The sequence below is a fragment of the Nocardioides sp. HDW12B genome (assembly GCF_011299595.1).
Lineage (GTDB): Bacteria > Actinomycetota > Actinomycetes > Propionibacteriales > Nocardioidaceae > Marmoricola_A.
This window is the reverse complement of record NZ_CP049867.1, coordinates 1,130,778-1,150,675: the sequence shown is the minus strand read 5'-3', so window position 1 is coordinate 1,150,675 and position 19,898 is coordinate 1,130,778. Positions and strand designations below refer to the sequence as shown.

Below are 19,898 nucleotides of genomic sequence, written 5' to 3'. Positions count from 1 at the left end.
ACTGATTCTGCCTGCTCGGAGCCTCAGCAGCCGAGGAGACGCTCCGCGAACCAGGAACGGACCCCGTCGAGGCCCACCCGCTCCTGCGCCATGGTGTCGCGGTCCCGGACGGTCACCGCGTCGTCGTCGAGGGTGTCGAAGTCGACCGTGACGCAGTACGGCGTACCGATCTCGTCCTGGCGGCGGTAGCGGCGACCGATGGCACCGGCGTCGTCGAAGTCGACCGTCCAGTGCTCGCGGAGGTCCGCGGCCAGCTTCTGCGCCTTCGGCGTGAGGTCGGCGTTGCGTGACAGCGGCAGCACCGCCACCTTCACCGGCGCGAGCCGCGGGTCGAGCCGCAGGACCGTGCGCTTGTCGACGCCGCCCTTGGTGTTGGGGGCCTCGTCCTCGGAGTAGGCGTCGATGAGGAACGCCATGAGGCTGCGGGTCAGCCCCGCTGCCGGCTCGATGACGTAGGGCACGTAGCGCTCGTTGCTGGCCTGGTCGAAGTAGGACAGGTCCTTGCCGGAGAACTCGCTGTGCTGCTTGAGGTCGAAGTCGGTGCGGTTCGCGATGCCCTCGAGCTCCTCGAAGTCACGCCCGGAGAACCCGAAGCGGTACTCGATGTCGACGGTGCGCTTGGAGTAGTGCGAGAGCTTCTCGGCCGGGTGCTCGAAGTGGCGCAGGTTCTCGGGCTTGATGCCGAGGTCGGTGTACCACCGGGTGCGCTCGTCGATCCAGTGCTGGTGCCACTCCTCGTCCTCGCCGGGCTTGACGAAGAACTCCATCTCCATCTGCTCGAACTCGCGCGTGCGGAAGATGAAGTTGCCCGGCGTGATCTCGTTGCGGAAGCTCTTGCCCATCTGGGCGATGCCGAAGGGCGGCTTCTGCCGGCTGCTGGTGAGCACGTTGGCGAAGTTGAGGAAGATGCCCTGGGCGGTCTCGGGGCGCAGGTAGTGCAGCCCGGACTCGTCCTCGATGACGCCGAGGTAGGTCTTGAGCATCATGTTGAACGCCCGCGGCTCGGTCCAGGCGTTGCGGGTGCCGCAGTTGGGGCAGGCCACCGACTCGTTGATGTCCACGGCGTCGGGGTCGTCGAGCCCCTTCTTGGTGGCGAAGTCCTCCTGCAGGTGGTCCTCGCGGAAGCGCTTGTGGCACGACTGGCACTCGACCAGCGGGTCGCTGAAGGTCTTGAGGTGCCCGGAGGCCTCCCAGGTGCGGGTCGGGAGGATGACGCTGGAGTCGAGCCCAACGACGTCCTGGCGGCGCTGCACCATGGCGCGCCACCACTGGCGCTTGATGTTCTCCTTGAGCTCCACCCCGAGCGGGCCGTAGTCCCAGGCCGAGCGCGTGCCGCCGTAGATCTCCCCGCACGGGTAGACGAAGCCGCGCCGCTTGGCGAGACTCACGACGCTGTCGATGGTGGCCCCTGACTTGGTGGACACGCTGGTGGCTCCTTGCGCTGTCGTGGTGCGACGGCCTGGCTGACCGCCCCGGACGAAGGCCCCACCCTAGTGGGGCCTTCTGCGCCGTGACGCCCGGGATCCGGTCAGTCGGTGACGCGCGGGCGGGCGTCGTTGGCCCGCTCCCCCGGCTCCAGGGTCTCGTAGGCGCTGGGCTCGTCGACGGCACGCCCCAGGACCGGCCAGGCCTCGACCTTGACGTCGTACGCCGACAGCGCGCGGCGGTAGGCGCCGGGCCCCTCCCACCGGGTCGTCAGCACCCACCGAGTGGGGTCGTCGACGTTGCGCCCGACCGCGCCGTCGAGGAAGCCCTTCTGCGCGGCCAGCACGGCCCGGGCCCGCTCGATCTCGGCCCGGAAGGCGTCGGAGTCGTGCTCGACGACGAAGCGGTTGATGACCATCACGGGGCGATCGTAGGCCCCCGCGCACCGACCAACTTGACAACGGTTCTCATTCCTCTTGAGAATAGTTGTCATGTTCACCCGTCGCCTCGCGCTCCCCGCCGCGTCCCTGTTGCTGCTCCCCCTCGCCGCCTGCGGCGACGACGCCTCCGCCGCCGGCGGCGACGAGGTCACCGTCGTGACCTCGATGTACCCCCTGCAGTACCTGGCCGAGCGCATCGGTGGCCCCGACGCCACCGTGGTCAACCTGACCAGCCCCGGCCAGGAGCCCCACGACCTGGAGATCGGCGTGCAGCAGACGGCCGAGCTGGCCGACGCCGACGTGGCGGTCCACCTGGCCGGCTTCCAACCCGCGGTGGACGACGCGCTGGAGCAGAACGGGCCCGAGCGCGTCGTCGACGCCGCTGACTCCGCCGACCTGCTCGCCGCCGAGGAGGACCCCGAGGAGCACGCCGAGCACGAGGGCGAGGAGGGGCACGACCATGCGGCCGAGGGAGCCGACGGCACCGACCCCCACTTCTGGCTCGACCCCGAGCGGATGTCGTCGGTCGCCGCGGCCCTGGAGGAGCAGCTGGCCGAGGCCGACCCGGACAACGCCGAGGCCTACGCCGCCAACCTGACGGCGCTGGAGGACGACCTGGGCTCGCTCGCCGAGCAGATGCGCACCGGTCTGGCGTCGTGCGAGACCGACACGATCGTGGTGAGCCACGACGCGTTCTCCTACCTCGGCACCTACGGCATCGAGGTGGCCCCCATCGCCGGCATCTCCCCCGACGCCGAGCCGTCCCCCGCCCGGCTGGCGGAGCTGCAGGACGTCATCACCGACGAGGGCGTGACGACCGTGTTCTACGAGACCCTGGTGAGCCCCGCGCTCGCCGAGACCCTGGCCGACGGCCTCGGCATCGAGACCGCCGTGCTCGACCCGATCGAGGGTCTGACCGACGAGACCGAGGACGAGGACTACCTTTCCCTCATGGAGAGCAACCTCGAGGCCATCCGGACGGCGAACTCCTGCTCGTGACGCCTCTGCCCCCCTCGTCCGCCCCCCGCGCGACCGTCGTCGAGATCTCCGACGGCGGCGTCGTGCTGGGCGGACGCCCGATCCTGCGCCACCTCGACCTCGCCGTGCACGCCGGCGAGGTCGTCGCGGTGCTCGGCGCCAACGGCTCGGGCAAGTCCACCCTGGTCCGGGCGCTGCTCGGGCTGACCCCCCTGCGCACCGGGTCGGTGAGGCTCTTCGGCACCGACCTCGCGCACTTCACCGAGCACCGCCGGGTCGGCTACGTCCCGCAGCGGATCACCGCCACCACCGGCGTCCCGGCCAGCGTCCGCGAGGTCGTGACCGCCGGTCGCCTGGCCCACCGCCGAGCCTGGCAGCCGCTGCGCGCCGTCGACCGGCGCGCGGTGCAGGACGCGCTCGAGGCCGTCGACCTGGCCGACCGCGCGAAGGACGGCACCGCTGTCCTCTCGGGCGGGCAGCAGCAGCGCGTCCTCATCGCCCGCGCGCTCGCGGCCGAGCCGGACCTGCTCGTCCTCGACGAGCCGACCGCCGGCGTCGACCTGACCAGCCAGGAGAGCTTCGCCGCGATCATCGAGCGGCTGGTCGCCCGCGGCACCACGATCCTGCTGGTCGCCCACGAGATGGGCCCGCTCGCGCCGCTGATCACGCGCACGGTCGTGATGCGCGAGGGCCGCGTCGCCTACGACGGCGACCCCCTCGGCACGTTCCACGACGTGCCGCACTCGCACGCCCACCACCCGCCGACACACCAGGCGCACGACGACTACTCCCCTGACGTCCGGGGACCGCTCGAGGTCCCGCGCGCGCAGGCGGACGGGTCGCAGCGCCCCCAGGACCACGAGCCGCGCCGATGAGCATCCTCGCCCTCGAATTCATGCAGCGCGCGCTGCTCGCCGCCGTCGTCACCGGGCTGGCCGCACCCGCCGTCGGCACCTACCTCGTGCAGCGCCGTCAGGCCCTCATGGGCGACGGCATCGGCCACGTCGCCGTCACCGGCGTCGCCATCGGGCTGCTCACGCAGACCTCCCCCGTCCTCGCCGCGGTCGTGGTCGCGATCATCGCCTCGGTGGTCGTCGAGATCGTGCGCGAGCGCGGGACCAGCGGCGACGTCGCCCTGGCACTGATGTTCTACGGCGGCATCGCCGGTGGCCTGCTGCTGACCGGGCTCGCCGGGCAGGGCGCGAACACGCTGAACCGCTACCTCTTCGGGTCGATCGTGACCGTCGACGACAACGACCTGTGGATCGTCGTGGGTCTGGCCACGGCGGTGGTGGCCCTCAGTGTCGGCCTCGCCCCACGACTGTTCGCGATCACCCAGGACCCCGACTTCGCCCGGGTCGCCGGGGTCAACGTCCGGGCCTACAACATGCTGGTCTCGGTGCTCGCCGCCGTCACCGTCACCGTCGCGATGCGCACCGTCGGGCTGCTGCTGGTCAGCGCTCTCATGGTGGTGCCGGTGGCGACGGTGCAGCAGGTGACCCGGACGTTCCGCGCGACGCTGCTCGCCGCGATGGTCGTCGGGACGGTCGCGTCGGTCTCCGGGCTGATGGTCTCGGCGTACGTCGACGTCCAGCCGGGAGCGACCATCGTGCTGATCGCGCTGGCCGGCTTCGCCCTCGCCTGGCCGGTGGGCATGTGGTCGCGCTCGCGGCTGCGGCGACGCCAGCCCTTCGGCCACGAGACCGACGCCTTCGAGCTCGACGACACCCACCACGTGGTGCCCGAGGACCACGGCCACCTTCACGGACCCGACTGCGGTCACCTCGCGGTCCGCCACGGCGACCACGTCGACTACGTGCACGACGGCCACCGCCACGCACCCCACGGGAGCCACTATGACGAGCACTGAGCCGACGAGCGCCGAGCCCGGCACCGACCTGACCGGGGGCCGGCCCACCCGCCAGCGCCGGGCCGTCGCGGCCTGCCTGGCCGGGCTCGAGGACTTCCGCTCGGCCCAGGAGATCCACGACCTGCTGCGCCAGGGCGGCGACCAGGTCGGGCTGTCGACGGTCTACCGCACCCTGCAGGCGATGGCGGAGAGCGACCAGGTCGACGTGCTGCGCGCCGAGGACGGCGAGGCGCGCTACCGCCGCTGCAGCGGCACCCACCACCACCACCTCGTGTGCCGCGCCTGCGGCCGCACCGTCGAGGTCGAGGGTCCCACCGTCGAGCGCTGGGCCACCTCCGTCGCCGAGGAGCACGACTTCGCCGACGTCAGCCACACTCTCGAGATCTTCGGCACCTGCCCCGCCTGCCGCTGACCCCACCCCTCCGGCCCCTCCCCCCTCCGGCCCCTCCCCCCTCCGGCCCCTCCCCCTGCGTGCGAGGTCGAGGTCCCACCGCATGTAACGCGGGGTTATGGACGCCGACCAAGGCGCACACCCCTGGGGAGGCGTCCACAACCCTCCGGCAGATGCAGCGAACCCCGCGGTACGTCGTACCGCGGGGCTCGGTGGGAGAGCTGAGTCAGGAGCGGGTCACTTCACCATCGGGCGGCGGTGGCCCTCGACGTCGTCGTCGGCGTCGGCCGGCAGGTCGCCGGGCAGGGCCTGGATGCGGTGGCCCTCGACCTCGTCGTCGTCGGTGAAGTTCGTCCTGGCCAGCTTGTGCCCCTCCACCTCGTCGTCGTCGTTGAAGTTCGTCCTGGCCAGCTTGTGGCCCTCCACCTCGTCGTCGTCGGTGAAGTTCGTCCTGGCCAGCTTGTGGCCCTCGACCTCGTCGTCGTCGTTGAAGTTCGTCCTGGCCAGCTTGTGGCCCTCGACCTCGTCGTCGCCGGTGAAGTTCGTCCGCGCCAGCTTGTGGCCCTCCACCTCCTCGTCGTCGGTGAAGTTCGTCCGGGCCAGCTTGTGCCCCTCGACCTCGTCGGCCTGGTCGGTCTCGTCGTCCGGGAGGGCGAGCGCCCGGAAGCCGTGGCCCTCGGTCGTGGACTCGTCCTCGGGGACCGCGCCGCGGACCGGAAGCTTGTGGCCGGTCACGTCGTCGAAGGTCTCGTCGCCGGGCTGGAAGGTGCTCATGGTGTCCCCCTGGGGGTGTGTAGGTGGGTTCTTGTCCGTGCCACTACTCTCGCCGCCCGCCGGTCCGCGGACCGTCTGCTGGCCGACACAACCACCGTTCGGTCCCGAACACCAGGGACCCTCGTCCGACCTTCAGTCCGGGCTCCAGTCCGGGCTCCGGCCCGGGCTCCGGTCCGAGCCTCGGTCGGGGTCTCAGTCGGCGTTGTCGGCGATCGCGTGCAGGACCGCCTTCATCTGGAACGGCGTCAGCCCGGGGTGCTTGGAGAGGATCCGCGCCGCCATGCCGGCGACGTGCGGGGTAGCGAAGCTGTTGCCCGTCGCGTTGATCGTGGTGCCTCCGGTCCAGGCGACGTCGAGGTCGAGCCCGCGGGCGCCGAACTCCACCGGCGGCGAGGTGTTGTAGGCGAGCGCCTCGGACCGGTCCCCGCCCAGCGCGGCCACGGAGAAGACGGAGGCGAACTGCGAGGGGTACGTCGGACCCGGCATGTTGTTGGCCGCGCACACGAGCATCACGTCGGCGAAGTAGGCCTCGTCGACCACCTCGTGCAGCGCGGCGTACCACTGGTCGCTCTTGGAGCTCAGGCTCATGTTCACCACCTGCATGCCGTTCGCGACCGCCCAGGCGATGCCGCCGTAGAACGCCGACGTCTTGCCCTTCAGGTTGCTGCCGAGCACCCGGACGCTGTAGATCTCGGCCTCGGGCGCCAGCGCGCGGATGATCCCGGCGCACGCGGTGCCGTGGCCGTAGAGGTCCTCGTGGTCGCCCTCGACCACGCGGTAGCCGTCCTCCGCCTCGGCGTCCGGCTCGATCGCGACGGCCCCGGCCAGGTGACGCACGGCGGGGTGCGAGGCGTCGACGCCGCTGTCCACCACGGCAACCTTCACCCCGGCCCCGGTGGCTCCTCCCCAGGCCCACTCGCGCCGCTCCTGCGGCAGCGGCAGACCGATCGTGCGTCCGGGACCGTCGCCCAGGAACGCCGCCGACCACTCGGGCAGCACGGTCATGGCCGGGGACGACCGGAGGTGCGGGACGACCGGCCGCCGGCCCGGCCGGGCTGGTGCGCGGTCTGGCTGACGTAGGACGCCACCTCGCTCAGCACGCGCTCGGCCATCCGGGCCGCCGCGGGCCCGGCCGCAGCCAGGTCGTGGAAGGCCTCGGCCACGCCCTGCAGCGCCACGCCGGCCTCGGGGTCTGACACCGCCGCGAGGGCCTCGTCGAAGGCGCCGCCGGCCTCGGGGTCGGCCAGGGTCCGCAGCAGGCCCGTGCCGAGGGCGTCGTACAGCGCGGAGAGCCGGATGATGGAGCCGAGCTGCGCGGCCAGCAGCCCCAGGATCGTGAGGTCGCGGCCGGAGTCGCGGGCCGGGCCGCCCGCCGGCGCCTCGGCGGGGTCGAGGACCTCCACGACGCCGGCGATGTCGCCGTGCGCGTCGAGCACCGGCGCCGCCATGATCGTCGTCGGCACGTAGTGGGTGGACTCGGCGACGTCACGGGCGAAGCGCTTGTCCGAGGCGACGTCGGCGACCTGGATCGGCTCCCCCGACATCGCCACCCACCCGACGATGCCGCGGCTCACCGGCAGGCTCACGCCGACGATCTCCTCGGCGCCGGCGCCGTCGGCCGCGGCGAAGCGCAGGGTCGCCCCGTCCGGCTGCACCTGGGCGAAGGAGCAGGCCGCGGCACCGAACGCCTCGCGGATGCCCGAGGTGGCCGCGCGCAGCTCCCGCTCGAGGTTGTCGGGACGGACCGCCGTGCCCAGGGCGTCGCCGAGGCGGGCGGCCAGTCCGATGTCGTCGGGGTCGGGGGCGCCCGTGGGAGGCGTGCCGTCGGTCGTCATGGCGGCAGTCTTGCAAACCCCGTGCGCAGAGGGCCGGTTGTGCACGCGCCGCCACCGGACCCCTGTGGTAGACCTTCGCCATGGACTGGCCCCTGCTGGCACCGCTGTCGCCCGAGGCGCGGTCCGCGGTGCTCTCCGCCGCCCGTCACCGCACCTTCCGCAAGGGCGAGGTCGTCTTCCACGAGGGTGACCCGGGCGACGCCCTCCACCTCGTGACCGCCGGTCACCTCGCGGTCCAGGTCGCCACCCCGGACGGGGAGCGCGCGACGCTCAACGTGCTGGCCCCCGGCGCCCACGTCGGCGAGCTGGCGCTGCTGCCCGGCCAGCTGGGGCACCGACGCTCGGCGACCGTCCTGGCCCTCGAGCCGGCCGAGACCCAGGTGCTGTCCGCGGCGGCCTTCCACGCCGTGCGCGAGCAGTTCCCCGCGGTCAACCAGATCCTGGTCGACCTCCTCGCCGAGCGGGTCCGCGAGCTGAGCGACCGCCTGCTCGAGACGATGTACGTCGGCCTCGACCGTCGTGTCTACCGCTGTTTACTCCGCCTCCAGGAGGTGTACGCCGACGGCCCGTCGCCCACGGTCGTCCCCCTGACCCAGGACCAGCTGTCCGACCTCGTCGGAGGGACGCGACCGTCGGTCAACCAGGTGCTCCAGCGCCTGCAGGAGCAGCGGGTCATCGAGCTCGGCCGCGGTCGCGTCGTGGTCCTGGACCGTCCCACGCTGGCGCGCAAGGCGGGCCGGTGAGCGACCGGCCCCCGGACCGGCCGTCGCTGCTGACCAGCCTGCGCCACCGCGACTACCGCTTCTTCATCGGCGCCTTCACCACCTCGTGCATCGGCTCGTGGGCCTACAACGTCGCGCTCGCCGTCTGGCTGATCGACGAGACCGGGTCCGCCGGGTGGCTGGCGGCCGCCACCGCCGCCCGCTTCGGGCCGGCCCTGGTCATGAGTGCCTACGGCGGGGTGCTGGCCGACAGGTTCGAGCGGGTCCGACTGATGGTCGGGCTCGACGTCTTCCTCGCGTTGGCGATGACCGTGCTGGCGCTGGAGATGCTGGTGGGGGCGCCCCCCGTGCTCGTGCTGGTGACCGTGGGCGTCACGGCGGCGACGTCGACGGTCTACGAGCCGGCCGCCACCGCGATGACACCGCTCCTGGTGCCGGAGCGGGACCTCGGCTCGGCCAACGCGCTGCGCAACACCGTCGACAACGTGTGCGTGGTGGCCGGACCCGCCATCGGGGCCCTGACCCTGCTGGTCGCGGACCCGTGGCTGGCCGTCGGCTTCAACGCGCTCACCTTCGCGGCCTCGGCGCTCCTGGTGGGTCGGGTACGCACCCGCAGCCGCCCCGTCGACGTGACCGACGGGGGCGAGGCCGGCCCGCTGCACCAGCTCACCGTCGGGATCCGCACGATCGGCGAGTCCGCCGGCACGGCCGTGCTGGTCGCCTTCAGCGTGGTGGCGACCTTCGTCTACGGCACCGACACGGTGCTGTTCGTGGTGGTCTCCGAGGAGGTCCTCGGCACCGGGGCGGAGGGCTACGGCTACCTGCTCGCCGGCCTCGGCATCGGCGGCATCGCGGCCGCCGGGCTGGTCACCCGGCTCGAGCGGCGATCCCGGCTGGGACCGGTGATCCTCGTCGGGATGGCGCTCTACTGCCTGCCGACCCTGGTCTTCCTCGTCAGCGACGAGCCCGCGGTGGGCTTCGTGGCCCAGTGCCTGCGCGGCGCCGCCACCCTCGTGGTCGACGTGCTGGCCATCACCGCGCTCCAGCGGTCGGTGCCGGCCGAGCGTCTCGGACGCGTCTTCGGCGCCTTCGACGGGCTCTGCCTCGGCGCCATCCTGGTGGGCTCGGCCCTCGTGCCGGTCGGCATCCGGGTCCTCGGCCTCGACGCGATGCTGTGGTTCACCGGCGTCGGCGTACCGGTGCTGTGCCTGCTCGGGCTGCCCGCGCTGCGCCGGCTGGACGCGGAGTCAGCGGCCCGTCGGGCCGAGCTCGCTCCCCGGCTCGCGCTGCTCTCCCGCTCCGGGCTGTTCGCGTCGGTGTCGGAGGGCGCGCTCGAGCAGCTCGCCGCCCAGGCGGTGCGCGAGGAGGTCCCGGCCGGCGCGACGGTCATCAGCCAGGGCGACACCGCCGACGCGTTCTACGTCGCCGAGTCCGGCGACTTCGCCGTCAGCGCGCGCGGCGAGGACGGCGGCGTCGTCGACCTGCCGACGATGGGCCCCGGCGCCGGCTTCGGCGAGATCGGTCTGATCGAGGGCATCGCGCGCACCGCGACGGTGCGGGCCGTCGGCGACGCCGTCGTGCTCCGCATCCCGGGCGAGGCCTTCGTGGCGGCGCTGACCCAGGAGACCCCGACCGCGGCCCTGCTCGACGGCGCCTCGCTGCGGCTGAGCCGCACCCACCCCACGCGGCGGCTGACGCAGGCCGGGATCCCGCGCGAGGACTGAGCCGCGGGACACAGCGACACCGGCGACACCGGGACACCGGGTCACCGGTGGCGGGCCCGATCGGACCCGCCACCGGCTCATGTCCCCCCACCAGCTCCCCACCTGCCCCGACCGGCGTACGGCGTCCCCTCCTCGCCGGTCGGGCCCAGCACCGGACAGGCCCCCGAGCCGGTCCGACGGGGCCGACTCTTCCAGCGGACCGGCCCCCGGTCCGTCCGCTCGCGGACACAAGCGGTGTCCGGTTGCGGACACCCACGACCCGGCCCGGCGCGACGACCTGGGAGGCTCGGGCCCATGAGCCTGGCCCTGTTCACCCTCGCCGGCGACCAGCTGGTCCCCACCTCGATCGCACGGAGCATGTGGAGCGAGAACCAGATGCACGGCGTCGCGGTCAGCGGCGCCCTGGCCCGCGGGGTCGAGCAGCAGCTCGCGCAGCTCGGACGCACCGAGCTGCGCCCGGCCCGCTGGGCGGTCGACCTCTTCCGCCCGGCCACCATGGAGCCGTGCACGGTCGCGACGCGCGTGGTGCGCGAGGGGCGCCGCATCGTGCTGGTCGACGCCGACCTGCGTCAGGGCGACGCGGTCGTGGCGCGCGCCAGTGCCGTCCACCTGCTGCCGACCGAGAACCCCGAGGGCCGCGTGTGGTCGTCGCGGGCCGCGTCCCAGCCACCGCCCCTGGAGCAGGTGCCCGCGAGCGACGAGCCGCGGGTGCCGTTCTTCGACAGCGGCGCCGGGTGGTCGCAGGACTTCGCCGAGCACCAGAACGACGGCCGCAAGCGCACCTGGCAGACGGGTCTCCCCGTGGTCGCGGGCGAGCGGCCCAGCGGCTTCGTCGCCGTCGCCTCGGTCGCCGACAGCGCCAGCATGGTGCTGCACTGGGGCACCGGCGGCGTGCAGTACATCAACACCGACCTCACCCTGACGCTGGCGCGTGCGCCGTACGGCGTGGAGGTGGGGCTGGAGGCGACCGACCGGGTCGAGCACGACGGCATCGCGGTCGGGACCGTGGCGGTCCTCGACCGTCACGGACCGCTGGGCCACGTCACCGTCACCGCGCTCGCGAACGCGCGCCGACCCGTCGACTTCGAGCGCGTGGAGTACGACGACGACGGGGGCCGTCGGGTCCGCGACTGACGCCGCGCCTCAGGCGAGGGACCGCATCGGTCCGGACCCCCTCACCGCACGTTTGGAACCGGGACGCAAGGGACAGGGTTCTACGAACCGCTCGGGGCGCACGAGCCCTGACGAGCGGTCCTGGTCCGGGACTCGAGGAGCACACACATGACCGACGTACAGCCGCAGGGACTCAGCGAGGCCGACCTCATGGCGGAGGGGGTGACCGCCCTTCCGGACAAGGAGGTCGTATCCATCCTCGACCTCAACGCCGACGTCGACCTCGCCATCGACGCCGCCGCACCCATCGACCTCGCGGTCGCCGCGAACCTCAACGTGGCGGCCCCGATCGACGCGGCCGTCGGCACCAACATCCTGTCCGAGGGCTCGACCGCCCAGGCGCTCAGCGACCAGGGCGTGATCATCGACCAGAGCGTCGACGCCGACGCCCTCGCGACGTCCGAGCAGGACAGCGCGATCGACCAGGGCAACGACGTCATCGACGACGGCACCGAGAGCGGCACCGCACCGGTCGACGCCGCGGCTGCGACGACCGCCACCGACGCCGGCACCGCCGGTGTCACCGACGCGCCCACCTCGGTCTCCGAGCCCCTCGACGGCGCCACCGGCACCGTGGGCGACACGCTCGACGGGACCACCGGCACGGTGGGCGACACCGTGGGCGGCGCGACCGGCACCGTGGGCGACACCGTCGACGGCGTGGTCGGCGGCGACACCACCGGCACCGTCACCGACACCGTGGGTGGCACCGTGGACGGCGTGGTCGGTGGCGACACCGGCGGCACGGCCGACGGCGTGGTCGACGGGGTCGTCGGAGGCACCGACGGCGTCGGCGGCACCGTGGACGGCGTGACCGGCGGCCTCGGCGGCACCGTGGACGGCGTGACCGGCACGGTGGGCGACACCGTCGACGGCGTCAACACCAGCGGCCTGCTCGACGGCAACCTGCTCAACGTCAACGTGAACGTCGACGCCGACGCCGACCTGGCCGCGCCCATCGCCGGCTCGGTCGCGGCCAACGCCAACGTGGCGGCGCCCATCGACGCCGCGGTGGCGGCCAACATCGGCTCGGTCGACTCCCAGGCGACGGCGGTGTCCCAGCAGGACGCCATCATCACCCAGGACATCACCGGCAGCGCCGAGGCCACCACCGACCAGGACGCCGAGATCACCCAGTGACCTCGCGCCGGCCCCGTGCCGGCGCTGGACCCGGCTGGGAGGCCTGAGTGACCGTCGTCTCGGACGTGCCGACACGCCCCGACGGGCTGCAGCTGATCGGGGAGATGGAGGGGTCGGGCTACCGCACCCCTCCCTCCCTGGTCCGTCGCGCCGACGGCCAGACCCTGCAGGTCACGCCGCTGCTGTACGCCGTCCTCGAAGCCGTCGACGGCAGGCGCGGGTACGACGAGGTGGCCGACGGCGTGCGCGACCGCACCGGCAAGCCGGTCACCGCCGACAACGTGCGGACGCTCGTCGACTCGCAGCTGCGCCCGCTCGGTCTGCTGCTCAAGGCCGACGGCTCCGCACCGGAGCTCAAGCGCAGCAACCCGCTGCTCGGCCTGCGGGCCAAGGTGTCGGTCACCGACCCCGAGCGGACCCAGCGCATCACCGATCCCTTCCGGGTGCTCTTCTCGCCCCTGGTCTGGATCCCGCTCATGGCGGCCTTCCTGGTCACCAGCTGGTGGCTGCTGCTGGACAAGGGTCTGGCCTCGGCCACCTACGAGGCGTTCCAGAAGCCCGGCCTGCTGCTGCTCGTCGTGGCCGTCACGGTGCTCTCGGCCGGCTTCCACGAGTTCGGCCACGCGGCTGCGGCCCGCAAGGGCGGCGCGGTCCCCGGCGTCATGGGCGCCGGCATCTACCTGGTCTGGCCCGCCTTCTACACCGACGTCACCGACAGCTACCGCCTCGGGCGGCTGGGCCGGATCCGCACCGACCTCGGCGGGCTCTACTTCAACGCCATTGTCGCCGTCGCGATCGCGGGCGTGTGGTGGGGCACCGGCTGGGACGCCCTGCTGCTGGTCATCGCCACCCAGATCCTGCAGATGATCCGTCAGCTCACCCCGTTGGTGCGTTTCGACGGCTACCACGTGCTGGCCGACCTGACCGGCGTACCCGATCTCTACCCGCGCATCGGGCCCACCCTCGCGTCGCTGTGGCCGACCCGCTGGCGCGACCCGAAGGCCGCCGAGCTGAAGCCGTGGGCGCGCGCGGTCATCACCGTCTGGGTGCTGGCGGTCGTGCCCCTGCTCGCCTTCGCGCTGCTCACCATGGTCCTGACGCTGCCGCGCATCCTGGGCACGGCCTGGGCGAGCACCTCGCAGGAGGCCTCCAAGCTGGGCGCCGCCGTCGGCGACATGGAGGTCCTGGCCTCCCTGGACGCACTGGTCTCGATGATCGCCTTCTCGTTCCCGGTGCTGGCCATCGCGCTGATCCTCTACCGCCTCGGCACGAGCGTCGGCACCGCGACGTGGACCCGCACGGCCGGCAAGCCTTTCCGCCGCGGCATCGCGATGGCGACGATCGCCGCGATGGTCGCCGGTCTGGTCTGGGCGTGGTGGCCCGACGCCGAGCGCTACCGCCCCGTGCTGCCCTTCGAGGGCGGCACGCTGCAGCAGGCGGCGGCCGCCCCTCTGCAGCGGGTCGGCATCGAGGTGCCGACCTCGCAGGCCCTCGAGGGCGGCCTGGCCCGCACCGTGCTGCCGGCCGACCAGCCGCTGCCCACCGAGGACAAGCCGGTCCCGGCCCTGGTCCTCGTGCCCTCCGGCACCGGCACCGTCGACAGCGGGGGCACCGTCGCCGAGCCCGGCGACGAGGACACCGCGGTCGACCCCGACGCCGGGAGCGAGACCGACGGCGGCTCGACCGACCCTCAGGCGCCCACCTGGGTCTTCCCCTTCAACCAGCCGCTGCCCCCCGACGAGGGCGACAACCAGGCACTGGCGGTCAACACCACGGACAGCTCGGTGAAGTACGACGTCGCCATGGCGATGGTGTGGGTCGAGGACGACCAGGCCCTGAACACCAACGAGGCGATCGCCCTGTCGAGCTGCTCCAACTGCGTGTCGGTGGCCGTCGCGTTCCAGGTCGTGGTCATCGTCGGCGACGCCGACGTGATCGTGCCGCAGAACCTCTCGACCGCCGCCAACTACGACTGCTTCGAGTGCATCACCGCCGCCGTGGCCAGCCAGCTCGTCGTCACCGTCGACGCGCTCCCGGGCGAGGCCCAGCAGGTCGCGCTGGCCGACCTGTGGACCGAGATCGCCGCCTTCGCGGCCACCATCCCGACGCTGCCGCTGGCCGACATCATCAGCCGGCTGGAGGGCTACAAGGACGAGATCCTCGCCATCCTGGAGGTCCAGGTCGCCGAGAACGCACTGGACCCGGTGGAGGTCCCGCCGGACCCGTCCGCCACGCCGAGCGGGAGCCCGAGCGCGACCCCGAGCGACGGCGCGTCGCCCACCGGGTCGGCCACCCCGACCACGGGCACGAGCCCGTCCCCGACCACCTCGACGGGTGGCACCACCACCGGGGGCACGACGGACGACACGGACGGCTCGACCGACTCGGGCACCTCCTCCGGCACGGACTCGGGCAGCGGCAGCTCCGGCACCACGCCGGCGCCGTCGCCGAGCAGCTCCCCGTCGGTCGCCTCCAGCCCGGCGGCGAGCGCCCCGGCTCCCTCGACGAGCCCCTGACCCGTCGTACGGCGTGCTTCCCGCACGAAACCGGCGCTTCCCGAGTGATGCTTCGCTCGGGAAGTGCCGGTTTCACCAGGTACCTAGTGAAACCGGCAGGCCCCAGTGAAATCGGCAGGCCCCTCGCAATGAGAAGCGGGGGTCAGGCGGAGCCGTAGCGGCGGTCGCGGCGGGCGTAGGTCTCGACGGCGCGCCAGAGGTCGCGGCGGTCGACGTCGGGCCACAGCACGTCGGTGAAGACCATCTCGGAGTAGGCGGCCTGCCAGAGCACGAAGTTCGACAGCCGCTGCTCCCCCGACGTCCGCCAGACGAGGTCGGCGTCGGGCAGCTCGGGCACGTAGAGGTAGCGCGCGAAGACCTTCTCGTCGACGCGGTCCGGGTTCACCCGGCCGGCGGCGACGTCGCGGGCCAGCGCCTGCGCGGCGTCGGCGAGCTCGGCCCGCCCGCCGTAGTTGACGCACATGGTCAACGTCAGCACGTCGTTGTCGCGGGTCAGCTCCTCGGCAACCTGGAGCTCCTTGATGACCGAGCGCCACAGCCGCGGCGCCCGGCCGGCCCAGCGCACCCGCACGCCGAGCTCGTGCATCTCGTCGCGCCGGCGCCGGATGACGTCGCGGTTGAAGCCCATGAGGAAGCGCACCTCCTCGGGCGAGCGCGACCAGTTCTCCGTCGAGAAGGCGTACGCCGAGACCGCCTTCACCCCGAGCTCGATGGCCCCCTCGACGACGTCGAACAGCGAGCTCTCACCCTCGGTGTGCCCGGCCGTGCGGGGCAGCCCCCGCTCGTTGGCCCAGCGACCGTTGCCGTCCATGACGATGGCGACGTGGTGGGGCACGAGCTCGGCCGGGATCGCCGGTGGTCGGTCGCCCGACGGGTGCGGGGTCGGTGCGCGGACCTCCCGGCGTGCGGTGGTGGTGGCCGCCCGGCGACGCGAGCCCCTCACCGGTCCACCAGCGGCAGCGACCGCAGGCCACGCTCGAGGTGCCAGGACAGGTAGCCGGCCACCAGGCCGCTGGCCTCCCGCAGGTGCCGGGGGTCGCCGGCGTCGACGAGGTCCCAGTCCCCGGCGAGCAGGGCGCCGAGGAGCGCGACCGTGCCGGTCGCGGGCCGGGCCGAGCCGGGCAGGCGGCACGGAGCGCAGAGCATCCCGCCGGCCGAGGGGTGGAAGGCGACGTGAGGGCCCTCGACCCCGCAGCGCGCGCAGGCGTCGAAGGACGGCGCGTAGCCGGCCACCGCGAGCGAGCGCAGCAGGAAGGCGTCGAGCACCTGCGCCGGCGCCCGCCCGACCTCGCACATCGCGCGCAGCGCACCGACGAGCAGCAGGTACTGCTGGAGCGCGGGCTCCTTGTCCTCCACCACCAGCCGCTCGGCCGTCTCGAGCATCGCGGTGCCGGCGGTGTAGGCGGCGTAGTCGCGACCGAGCCGGTCGGTGTAGGCGTGCAGCGTCTCGGCCTGCGTGATCACGTCGAGGGTGCGGGCCTCGGCCAGCTGGACGTCGACGTGGACGAACGGCTCGAGCCGCGCCCCGAAGCGTGAGCTGGTGCGACGTACGCCCTTGGCGACCGCGCGCACACGACCGTGCGAGCGGGTCAGCAGGGTGATGATGCGGTCGGCCTCACCCAGCTTCTGGGTGCGCAGCACGACCGCCTCGTCGCGGTAGGTGGGCACCGGCCCATTCTGCCCGGTCCCGCGAGCCCGACGGCGCTAGCGGCCCCCGACGCGCGAGGCGGACCCGCCCACGGCCGGTCCCTCGCCCCAGACCGCGCGGGCGAAGGTCGTCGCCTCGTCGTCGAGGCGCTGCGGCCGCAGCCGCCACTCCAGGATGCTCGAGGCGGCCAGGTGCGTGGCGTTCGGCAGCTCCTCGGCCAGCATCTGCGCGTCGGCCGCGAGGTGGATGGGGTCGTGCGGGTGCCCGATGACCAGGGCAGGAGCGGTGATGCGCATCCGGTCCTTGCGGGGCGGGGCGACGCGACCGAAGAACAGCCCGTGCACGGCAGCAGACATCGGCCGGGGGCGCTGCAGCATCGTGTCGAGCACGACGGCGCCCCAGTGCGGCACGAGCCGCCGCGGCACCATCCGGCTCAGCGTCGCCAGGCCGGTGATGGTGAAGGGCAGGTAGCGGCCGACGTAGATCAGCGGCGCGAAGGCGACGATCCCGGCCTCCAGCGCGTTGTCGAGGACCGGCATCTCCAGCAGCAGCCCCTTGACCCGCTCGGGGGCGGCGTCGGCGACCTCGAGGCTGACGTTCGCGCCCAACGACGTGCCGCCGACGAGCGCCTGCTCGACCCCGAGGTGGTCGAGCAGCGCCACGACCTGCTCCCCCCACGCCGTCATCGAGTAGACGCGCGGGTCCTCGGGCCGGTCCGAGCGGCCGTGGCCGAGGAAGTCGAGCGTCACCACGTGCATGCCTGCCGAGGCCAGCACCCGCGCCAGCGGCCCGTGCATCGAGCGCGGCATGAGCTGGCCGGGCAGCAGCACGACCCAGTGGTCCCCGGCGCCGTACTGGGTGTACTCCAGCCGGTAGGGGCCCATCATGAACTGTCCGACCTGCTCCGAGGCCAACGTCGCCGCCATGCGTACAGTCTCCCAGAAGTGGAAACCCCGTGGCACCGGTCGCCGGGAGGTTGGTAGAACCGGTCGGGTGCCGCCACCCCCGACTCCCCCGTCTCCGCCGACTCCCCCGTCTCCGCCGACTCCGCCCTCCCCGTCCGCCGGCCCCGTCGTCGTGCACCGGGCCGTCCCCGAGGACTGGCGCGCCTGGCGCGAGGTCCGTCTGCGCGGGCTCCGCAGCGACCCTGACGCGTTCGGGTCTGCGTGGCAGCGCGAGCAGGACTTCACCGAGCAGCAGTGGCGCGAGCGCCTTGCGACGTCGTACGCCGTGCTGGCGCGCGTCGGTGCCGCCGTGCAGGCCGAACCGGTGGCGACGGGCGGTCTGGTGATCCCCACCCCGGGGGTGTCGCAGGTGGTGGCGATGTGGACCGCCCCCGAGCACCGCGGCCGCGGGGTGGGTCGCGCGGTGCTGGAGCACCTGGTCGGCGCCGTGCCGCGGGGCGACCGCCTCGTCCTCTGGGTCGCCGACCAGAACCCGGCCGAGCGGCTCTACCGCGACCTGGGCTTCGCGCCGACCGGTGCCCGCGAGCCGATCCGTCCCGGCGCCACGCTCATGAAGAGCGAGATGGAGCGTCCCCCGCGTCCGGCGGGTCCACCGCCGTCAGCCGCGGGAGCGTGACCTCGAAGCGGGTGCCGCGCCCCGGCTCGGAGTCCACCTCGATCGTCCCGGCGTGCGCCTCGACGATGGCCTTGGTGATGGCCAGCCCGAGGCCGGCGCCCTGGATGGCCAGCGTCTCGGCCTCCGGCGCCCGGAAGAACCGGGTGAACAGGTGCTCCTGGTCGGCCACGGCGATGCCGATGCCGGTGTCGCTGACCCGCAGCACCACCCGGTCCCCGTGGTCGACCAGGCTCACCTCGACCACGCCGTCCGGCGGGGTGTACTTCACGGCGTTGCTGACCAGGTTGTCGACCATCTGCCGCATCCGGGTCTCGTCCATCTCGAGCTCGACCAGCGGCGCGATCCGGCGCTCCAGCCGGACCTCGCCGTCGCGGGCCTGCGGCACCACGTCGTCGACGGCCTGGGCGACCAGCTCGGACAGGTCGCGCAACCGGCGGACGAGGACGAGGCGCCCCTCGTCGGTCTGGGCCGCCATCAGCAGGTCGCTGACGAGTCGCAGCAGCCGCTCGGAGTTGCGCTTGACGATGGACAGCTGCGCCCGGGTGCTCTCGCTCAAGGACTCGTCGGTCTCGGTGACCAGGTCCAGGAACCCCATGATGGAGGTCAGCGGCGTGCGCAGCTCGTGGGAGACGGTGGCGACGAAGTCGTCCTTGACGCGCAGCGCGGACACCAGCTCCGTGACGTCCTTGTAGACCAGCACCGCGCCGTCGAAGTCGCCGAGCTCGTCGAACATCGGGGCGGCGGACACCGAGATCGCCAGCTGCCGGACCGCCGGGTCGCCGACCCAGATGACGTAGTCGGTGAACCGCTCCCCCCGCAGCGCCCGGGTCGTCGGCATGTCGCGGGTGCGCAGCGGGGTCACCCGGTCCTCGGCGAAGACCATCCCCTCCTGGCCGGCCTGCCCGCGGTGCCCGTGGGGGTAGCCCACGTCGAGCAGCTCGCGCTGCTTGCTGTTGAGCGAGGTGTAGGCGCCGCTGCGGTCGATCATCACCAGCCCGACGTCGATGGTCGCGGCGATCAGCTCCTGACGCGCGGCCACCCGGTGCTCGTGCTCGTAGGTCTTCTCCAGCTCCTCGTGCTTGATCGCGAGCCGGTGCGTCTGGCGGGTCCAGCGGCGCGCGAGGGCCGCCCCGGCCATCGCCACGTTGGCCGCGACGACCGGCAGCAGCACCGCGCGGGACCACGAGTCCGCTCCCGTGCCGAAGACCGCCAGCTGCGGCACCGAGACGGTGGTGAGGGTGAGCACCGCCGTCAGCAGCACGCCGCGCTCGAGCAGGTCGACGCCGAGCCACACGGCCGGCAGCACCACGAGCACGCCGACCCCGCCGTTCTCGGGCACCAGGCGCAGGGCCCCGACCGCCAGCAGGTCGAGGACCGGGACGAGCCACAGCAGCCGGGTGGGGAAGCGGCCGGTCTCGTTCGCGACGGCGGCCACGGTCGCCAGCACCACCAGGGCCAGGCCCCCGAGGTACGCGTCCCCGGCGCCGAGCACAGCCTGACCGGTCGGCAGGATGAAGGCGGCGTTGAGCAGGACCGGGACGACGAACAGCAGCTGCCGGTGCATCACGGAGTCCATCAGGACCCGTCGCCCCCCTCGCCTGCTCGGCACCTGCTGGGCCTCCCGCTCTCCTGGGCGCCAGCGCGCGCGACGCTCCCACAGAGTGCCAGAGGCGCCCACGTC

19 protein-coding genes are annotated in these 19,898 nt (G+C 73.2%); 10 read left to right on the top strand and 9 right to left on the bottom strand.

The features are described 5' to 3' along the window. Window positions 1–23: 23 nt before the first annotated feature. Together G7072_RS05500 and G7072_RS05495 are read right to left on the bottom strand one after the other, a co-directional pair. Window positions 24–1,424 carry a glycine--tRNA ligase gene (locus G7072_RS05500; protein WP_166084609.1) on the bottom strand — a complete coding sequence of 467 codons (1,401 nt, stop codon included), beginning with the start codon at window positions 1,422–1,424 and terminating at the stop codon, window positions 24–26. A 104-nt stretch (window positions 1,425–1,528) separates the two neighbouring features. Then, window positions 1,529–1,843, bottom strand: a complete 315-nt coding sequence (locus G7072_RS05495) for an antibiotic biosynthesis monooxygenase family protein (RefSeq protein WP_240917257.1) — start codon at window positions 1,841–1,843, stop codon at window positions 1,529–1,531. Between the two features lie 73 nt (window positions 1,844–1,916). Between G7072_RS05495 and G7072_RS05490 the strand changes: the two genes are divergently transcribed. The 4 genes from G7072_RS05490 to G7072_RS05475 are packed head-to-tail and all read left to right on the top strand — an operon-like array spanning window position 1,917 to window position 5,125. After that, complete coding sequence (locus G7072_RS05490) at window positions 1,917–2,864, top strand: metal ABC transporter substrate-binding protein (RefSeq protein ID WP_166084607.1); 948 nt, start codon at window positions 1,917–1,919, stop codon at window positions 2,862–2,864. Further along, a complete protein-coding gene (locus G7072_RS05485; RefSeq protein ID WP_166084606.1) occupies window positions 2,861–3,718 on the top strand; it encodes an ABC transporter ATP-binding protein in 858 nt (285 codons plus the stop codon). Before G7072_RS05490 ends, G7072_RS05485 begins: the two co-directional genes overlap by 4 nt. Next, window positions 3,715–4,713: a metal ABC transporter permease gene (locus G7072_RS05480; RefSeq protein WP_166084605.1), complete on the top strand. Its 999-nt coding sequence runs from the start codon at window positions 3,715–3,717 to the stop codon at window positions 4,711–4,713. The genes G7072_RS05485 and G7072_RS05480 overlap by 4 nt, the downstream gene beginning before the upstream one ends. Continuing rightward, window positions 4,700–5,125 (top strand): Fur family transcriptional regulator, encoded by a 426-nt coding sequence (locus tag G7072_RS05475; protein WP_166084604.1) that lies wholly within the window; start codon window positions 4,700–4,702, stop codon window positions 5,123–5,125. The genes G7072_RS05480 and G7072_RS05475 overlap by 14 nt, the downstream gene beginning before the upstream one ends. Window positions 5,126–5,341: 216 nt before the next feature. On the opposite strand, the gene G7072_RS05470 is transcribed toward G7072_RS05475, so the two are convergent. The 3 genes from G7072_RS05470 to G7072_RS05460 all read right to left on the bottom strand — a co-directional run bounded on the left by G7072_RS05470 (window position 5,342) and on the right by G7072_RS05460 (window position 7,713). Beyond that, window positions 5,342–5,878 (bottom strand): hypothetical protein, encoded by a 537-nt coding sequence (locus G7072_RS05470; RefSeq protein ID WP_166084603.1) that lies wholly within the window; start codon window positions 5,876–5,878, stop codon window positions 5,342–5,344. Window positions 5,879–6,070: 192 nt separating this feature from the next. Next, window positions 6,071–6,883 (bottom strand): S8 family serine peptidase, encoded by an 813-nt coding sequence (locus tag G7072_RS05465; RefSeq protein ID WP_166084602.1) that lies wholly within the window; start codon window positions 6,881–6,883, stop codon window positions 6,071–6,073. Beyond that, complete coding sequence (locus tag G7072_RS05460; protein WP_166084601.1) at window positions 6,880–7,713, bottom strand: GAF domain-containing protein; 834 nt, start codon at window positions 7,711–7,713, stop codon at window positions 6,880–6,882. The genes G7072_RS05465 and G7072_RS05460 overlap by 4 nt, the downstream gene beginning before the upstream one ends. A gap of 80 nt (window positions 7,714–7,793) precedes the next feature. On the opposite strand from G7072_RS05460, the gene G7072_RS05455 reads away from it, so the two are divergent. The 5 genes from G7072_RS05455 (at window position 7,794) to G7072_RS05435 (ending at window position 14,988) form a co-directional block, all read left to right on the top strand. Continuing rightward, a complete protein-coding gene (locus G7072_RS05455) occupies window positions 7,794–8,456 on the top strand; it encodes a Crp/Fnr family transcriptional regulator (RefSeq protein ID WP_166084600.1) in 663 nt (220 codons plus the stop codon). Beyond that, on the top strand, window positions 8,453–10,159 hold the full coding sequence (locus G7072_RS05450; RefSeq protein WP_166084599.1) for an MFS transporter: 1,707 nt from the start codon (window positions 8,453–8,455) through the stop codon (window positions 10,157–10,159). The genes G7072_RS05455 and G7072_RS05450 overlap by 4 nt, the downstream gene beginning before the upstream one ends. A 294-nt stretch (window positions 10,160–10,453) precedes the next feature. Further along, entirely contained in the window at window positions 10,454–11,293 is an 840-nt protein-coding gene (locus G7072_RS05445; RefSeq protein WP_166084598.1) for a thioesterase family protein, read from the top strand. Window positions 11,294–11,440: 147 nt separating this feature from the next. Continuing rightward, window positions 11,441–12,472 carry a peptidoglycan-binding protein gene (locus G7072_RS05440; protein ID WP_166084597.1) on the top strand — a complete coding sequence of 344 codons (1,032 nt, stop codon included), beginning with the start codon at window positions 11,441–11,443 and terminating at the stop codon, window positions 12,470–12,472. A 47-nt stretch (window positions 12,473–12,519) separates the two neighbouring features. Next, complete coding sequence (locus G7072_RS05435) at window positions 12,520–14,988, top strand: hypothetical protein (RefSeq protein ID WP_206063297.1); 2,469 nt, start codon at window positions 12,520–12,522, stop codon at window positions 14,986–14,988. 142 nt (window positions 14,989–15,130) lie between these two features. Here the strand turns inward: G7072_RS05435 and G7072_RS05430 are convergent, their stop codons facing one another. From G7072_RS05430 to G7072_RS05420, 3 genes are read right to left on the bottom strand one after another with little or no spacing between them, the layout of a single operon-like run. Beyond that, on the bottom strand, window positions 15,131–15,931 hold the full coding sequence (locus G7072_RS05430; protein ID WP_166084596.1) for an isoprenyl transferase: 801 nt from the start codon (window positions 15,929–15,931) through the stop codon (window positions 15,131–15,133). Continuing rightward, the gene (recO, locus tag G7072_RS05425; protein WP_166084595.1) at window positions 15,928–16,656 is read right to left on the bottom strand and encodes a DNA repair protein RecO; all 729 of its coding nucleotides are present in this window, start codon (window positions 16,654–16,656) and stop codon (window positions 15,928–15,930) included. The genes G7072_RS05430 and recO overlap by 4 nt, the downstream gene beginning before the upstream one ends. Before the next feature lie 36 nt (window positions 16,657–16,692). Continuing rightward, window positions 16,693–17,562 (bottom strand): alpha/beta hydrolase, encoded by an 870-nt coding sequence (locus tag G7072_RS05420; RefSeq protein ID WP_240917161.1) that lies wholly within the window; start codon window positions 17,560–17,562, stop codon window positions 16,693–16,695. A 151-nt stretch (window positions 17,563–17,713) separates the two neighbouring features. Between G7072_RS05420 and G7072_RS05415 the strand changes: the two genes are divergently transcribed. Further along, window positions 17,714–18,217, top strand: a complete 504-nt coding sequence (locus G7072_RS05415) for a GNAT family N-acetyltransferase (protein ID WP_166084594.1) — start codon at window positions 17,714–17,716, stop codon at window positions 18,215–18,217. Here G7072_RS05415 and G7072_RS05410 read toward each other — a convergent pair. After that, window positions 18,150–19,793 carry a HAMP domain-containing sensor histidine kinase gene (locus tag G7072_RS05410; RefSeq protein ID WP_166084593.1) on the bottom strand — a complete coding sequence of 548 codons (1,644 nt, stop codon included), beginning with the start codon at window positions 19,791–19,793 and terminating at the stop codon, window positions 18,150–18,152. The genes G7072_RS05415 and G7072_RS05410 overlap by 68 nt on opposite strands. Between the last annotated feature and the right edge of the window lie 105 nt (window positions 19,794–19,898).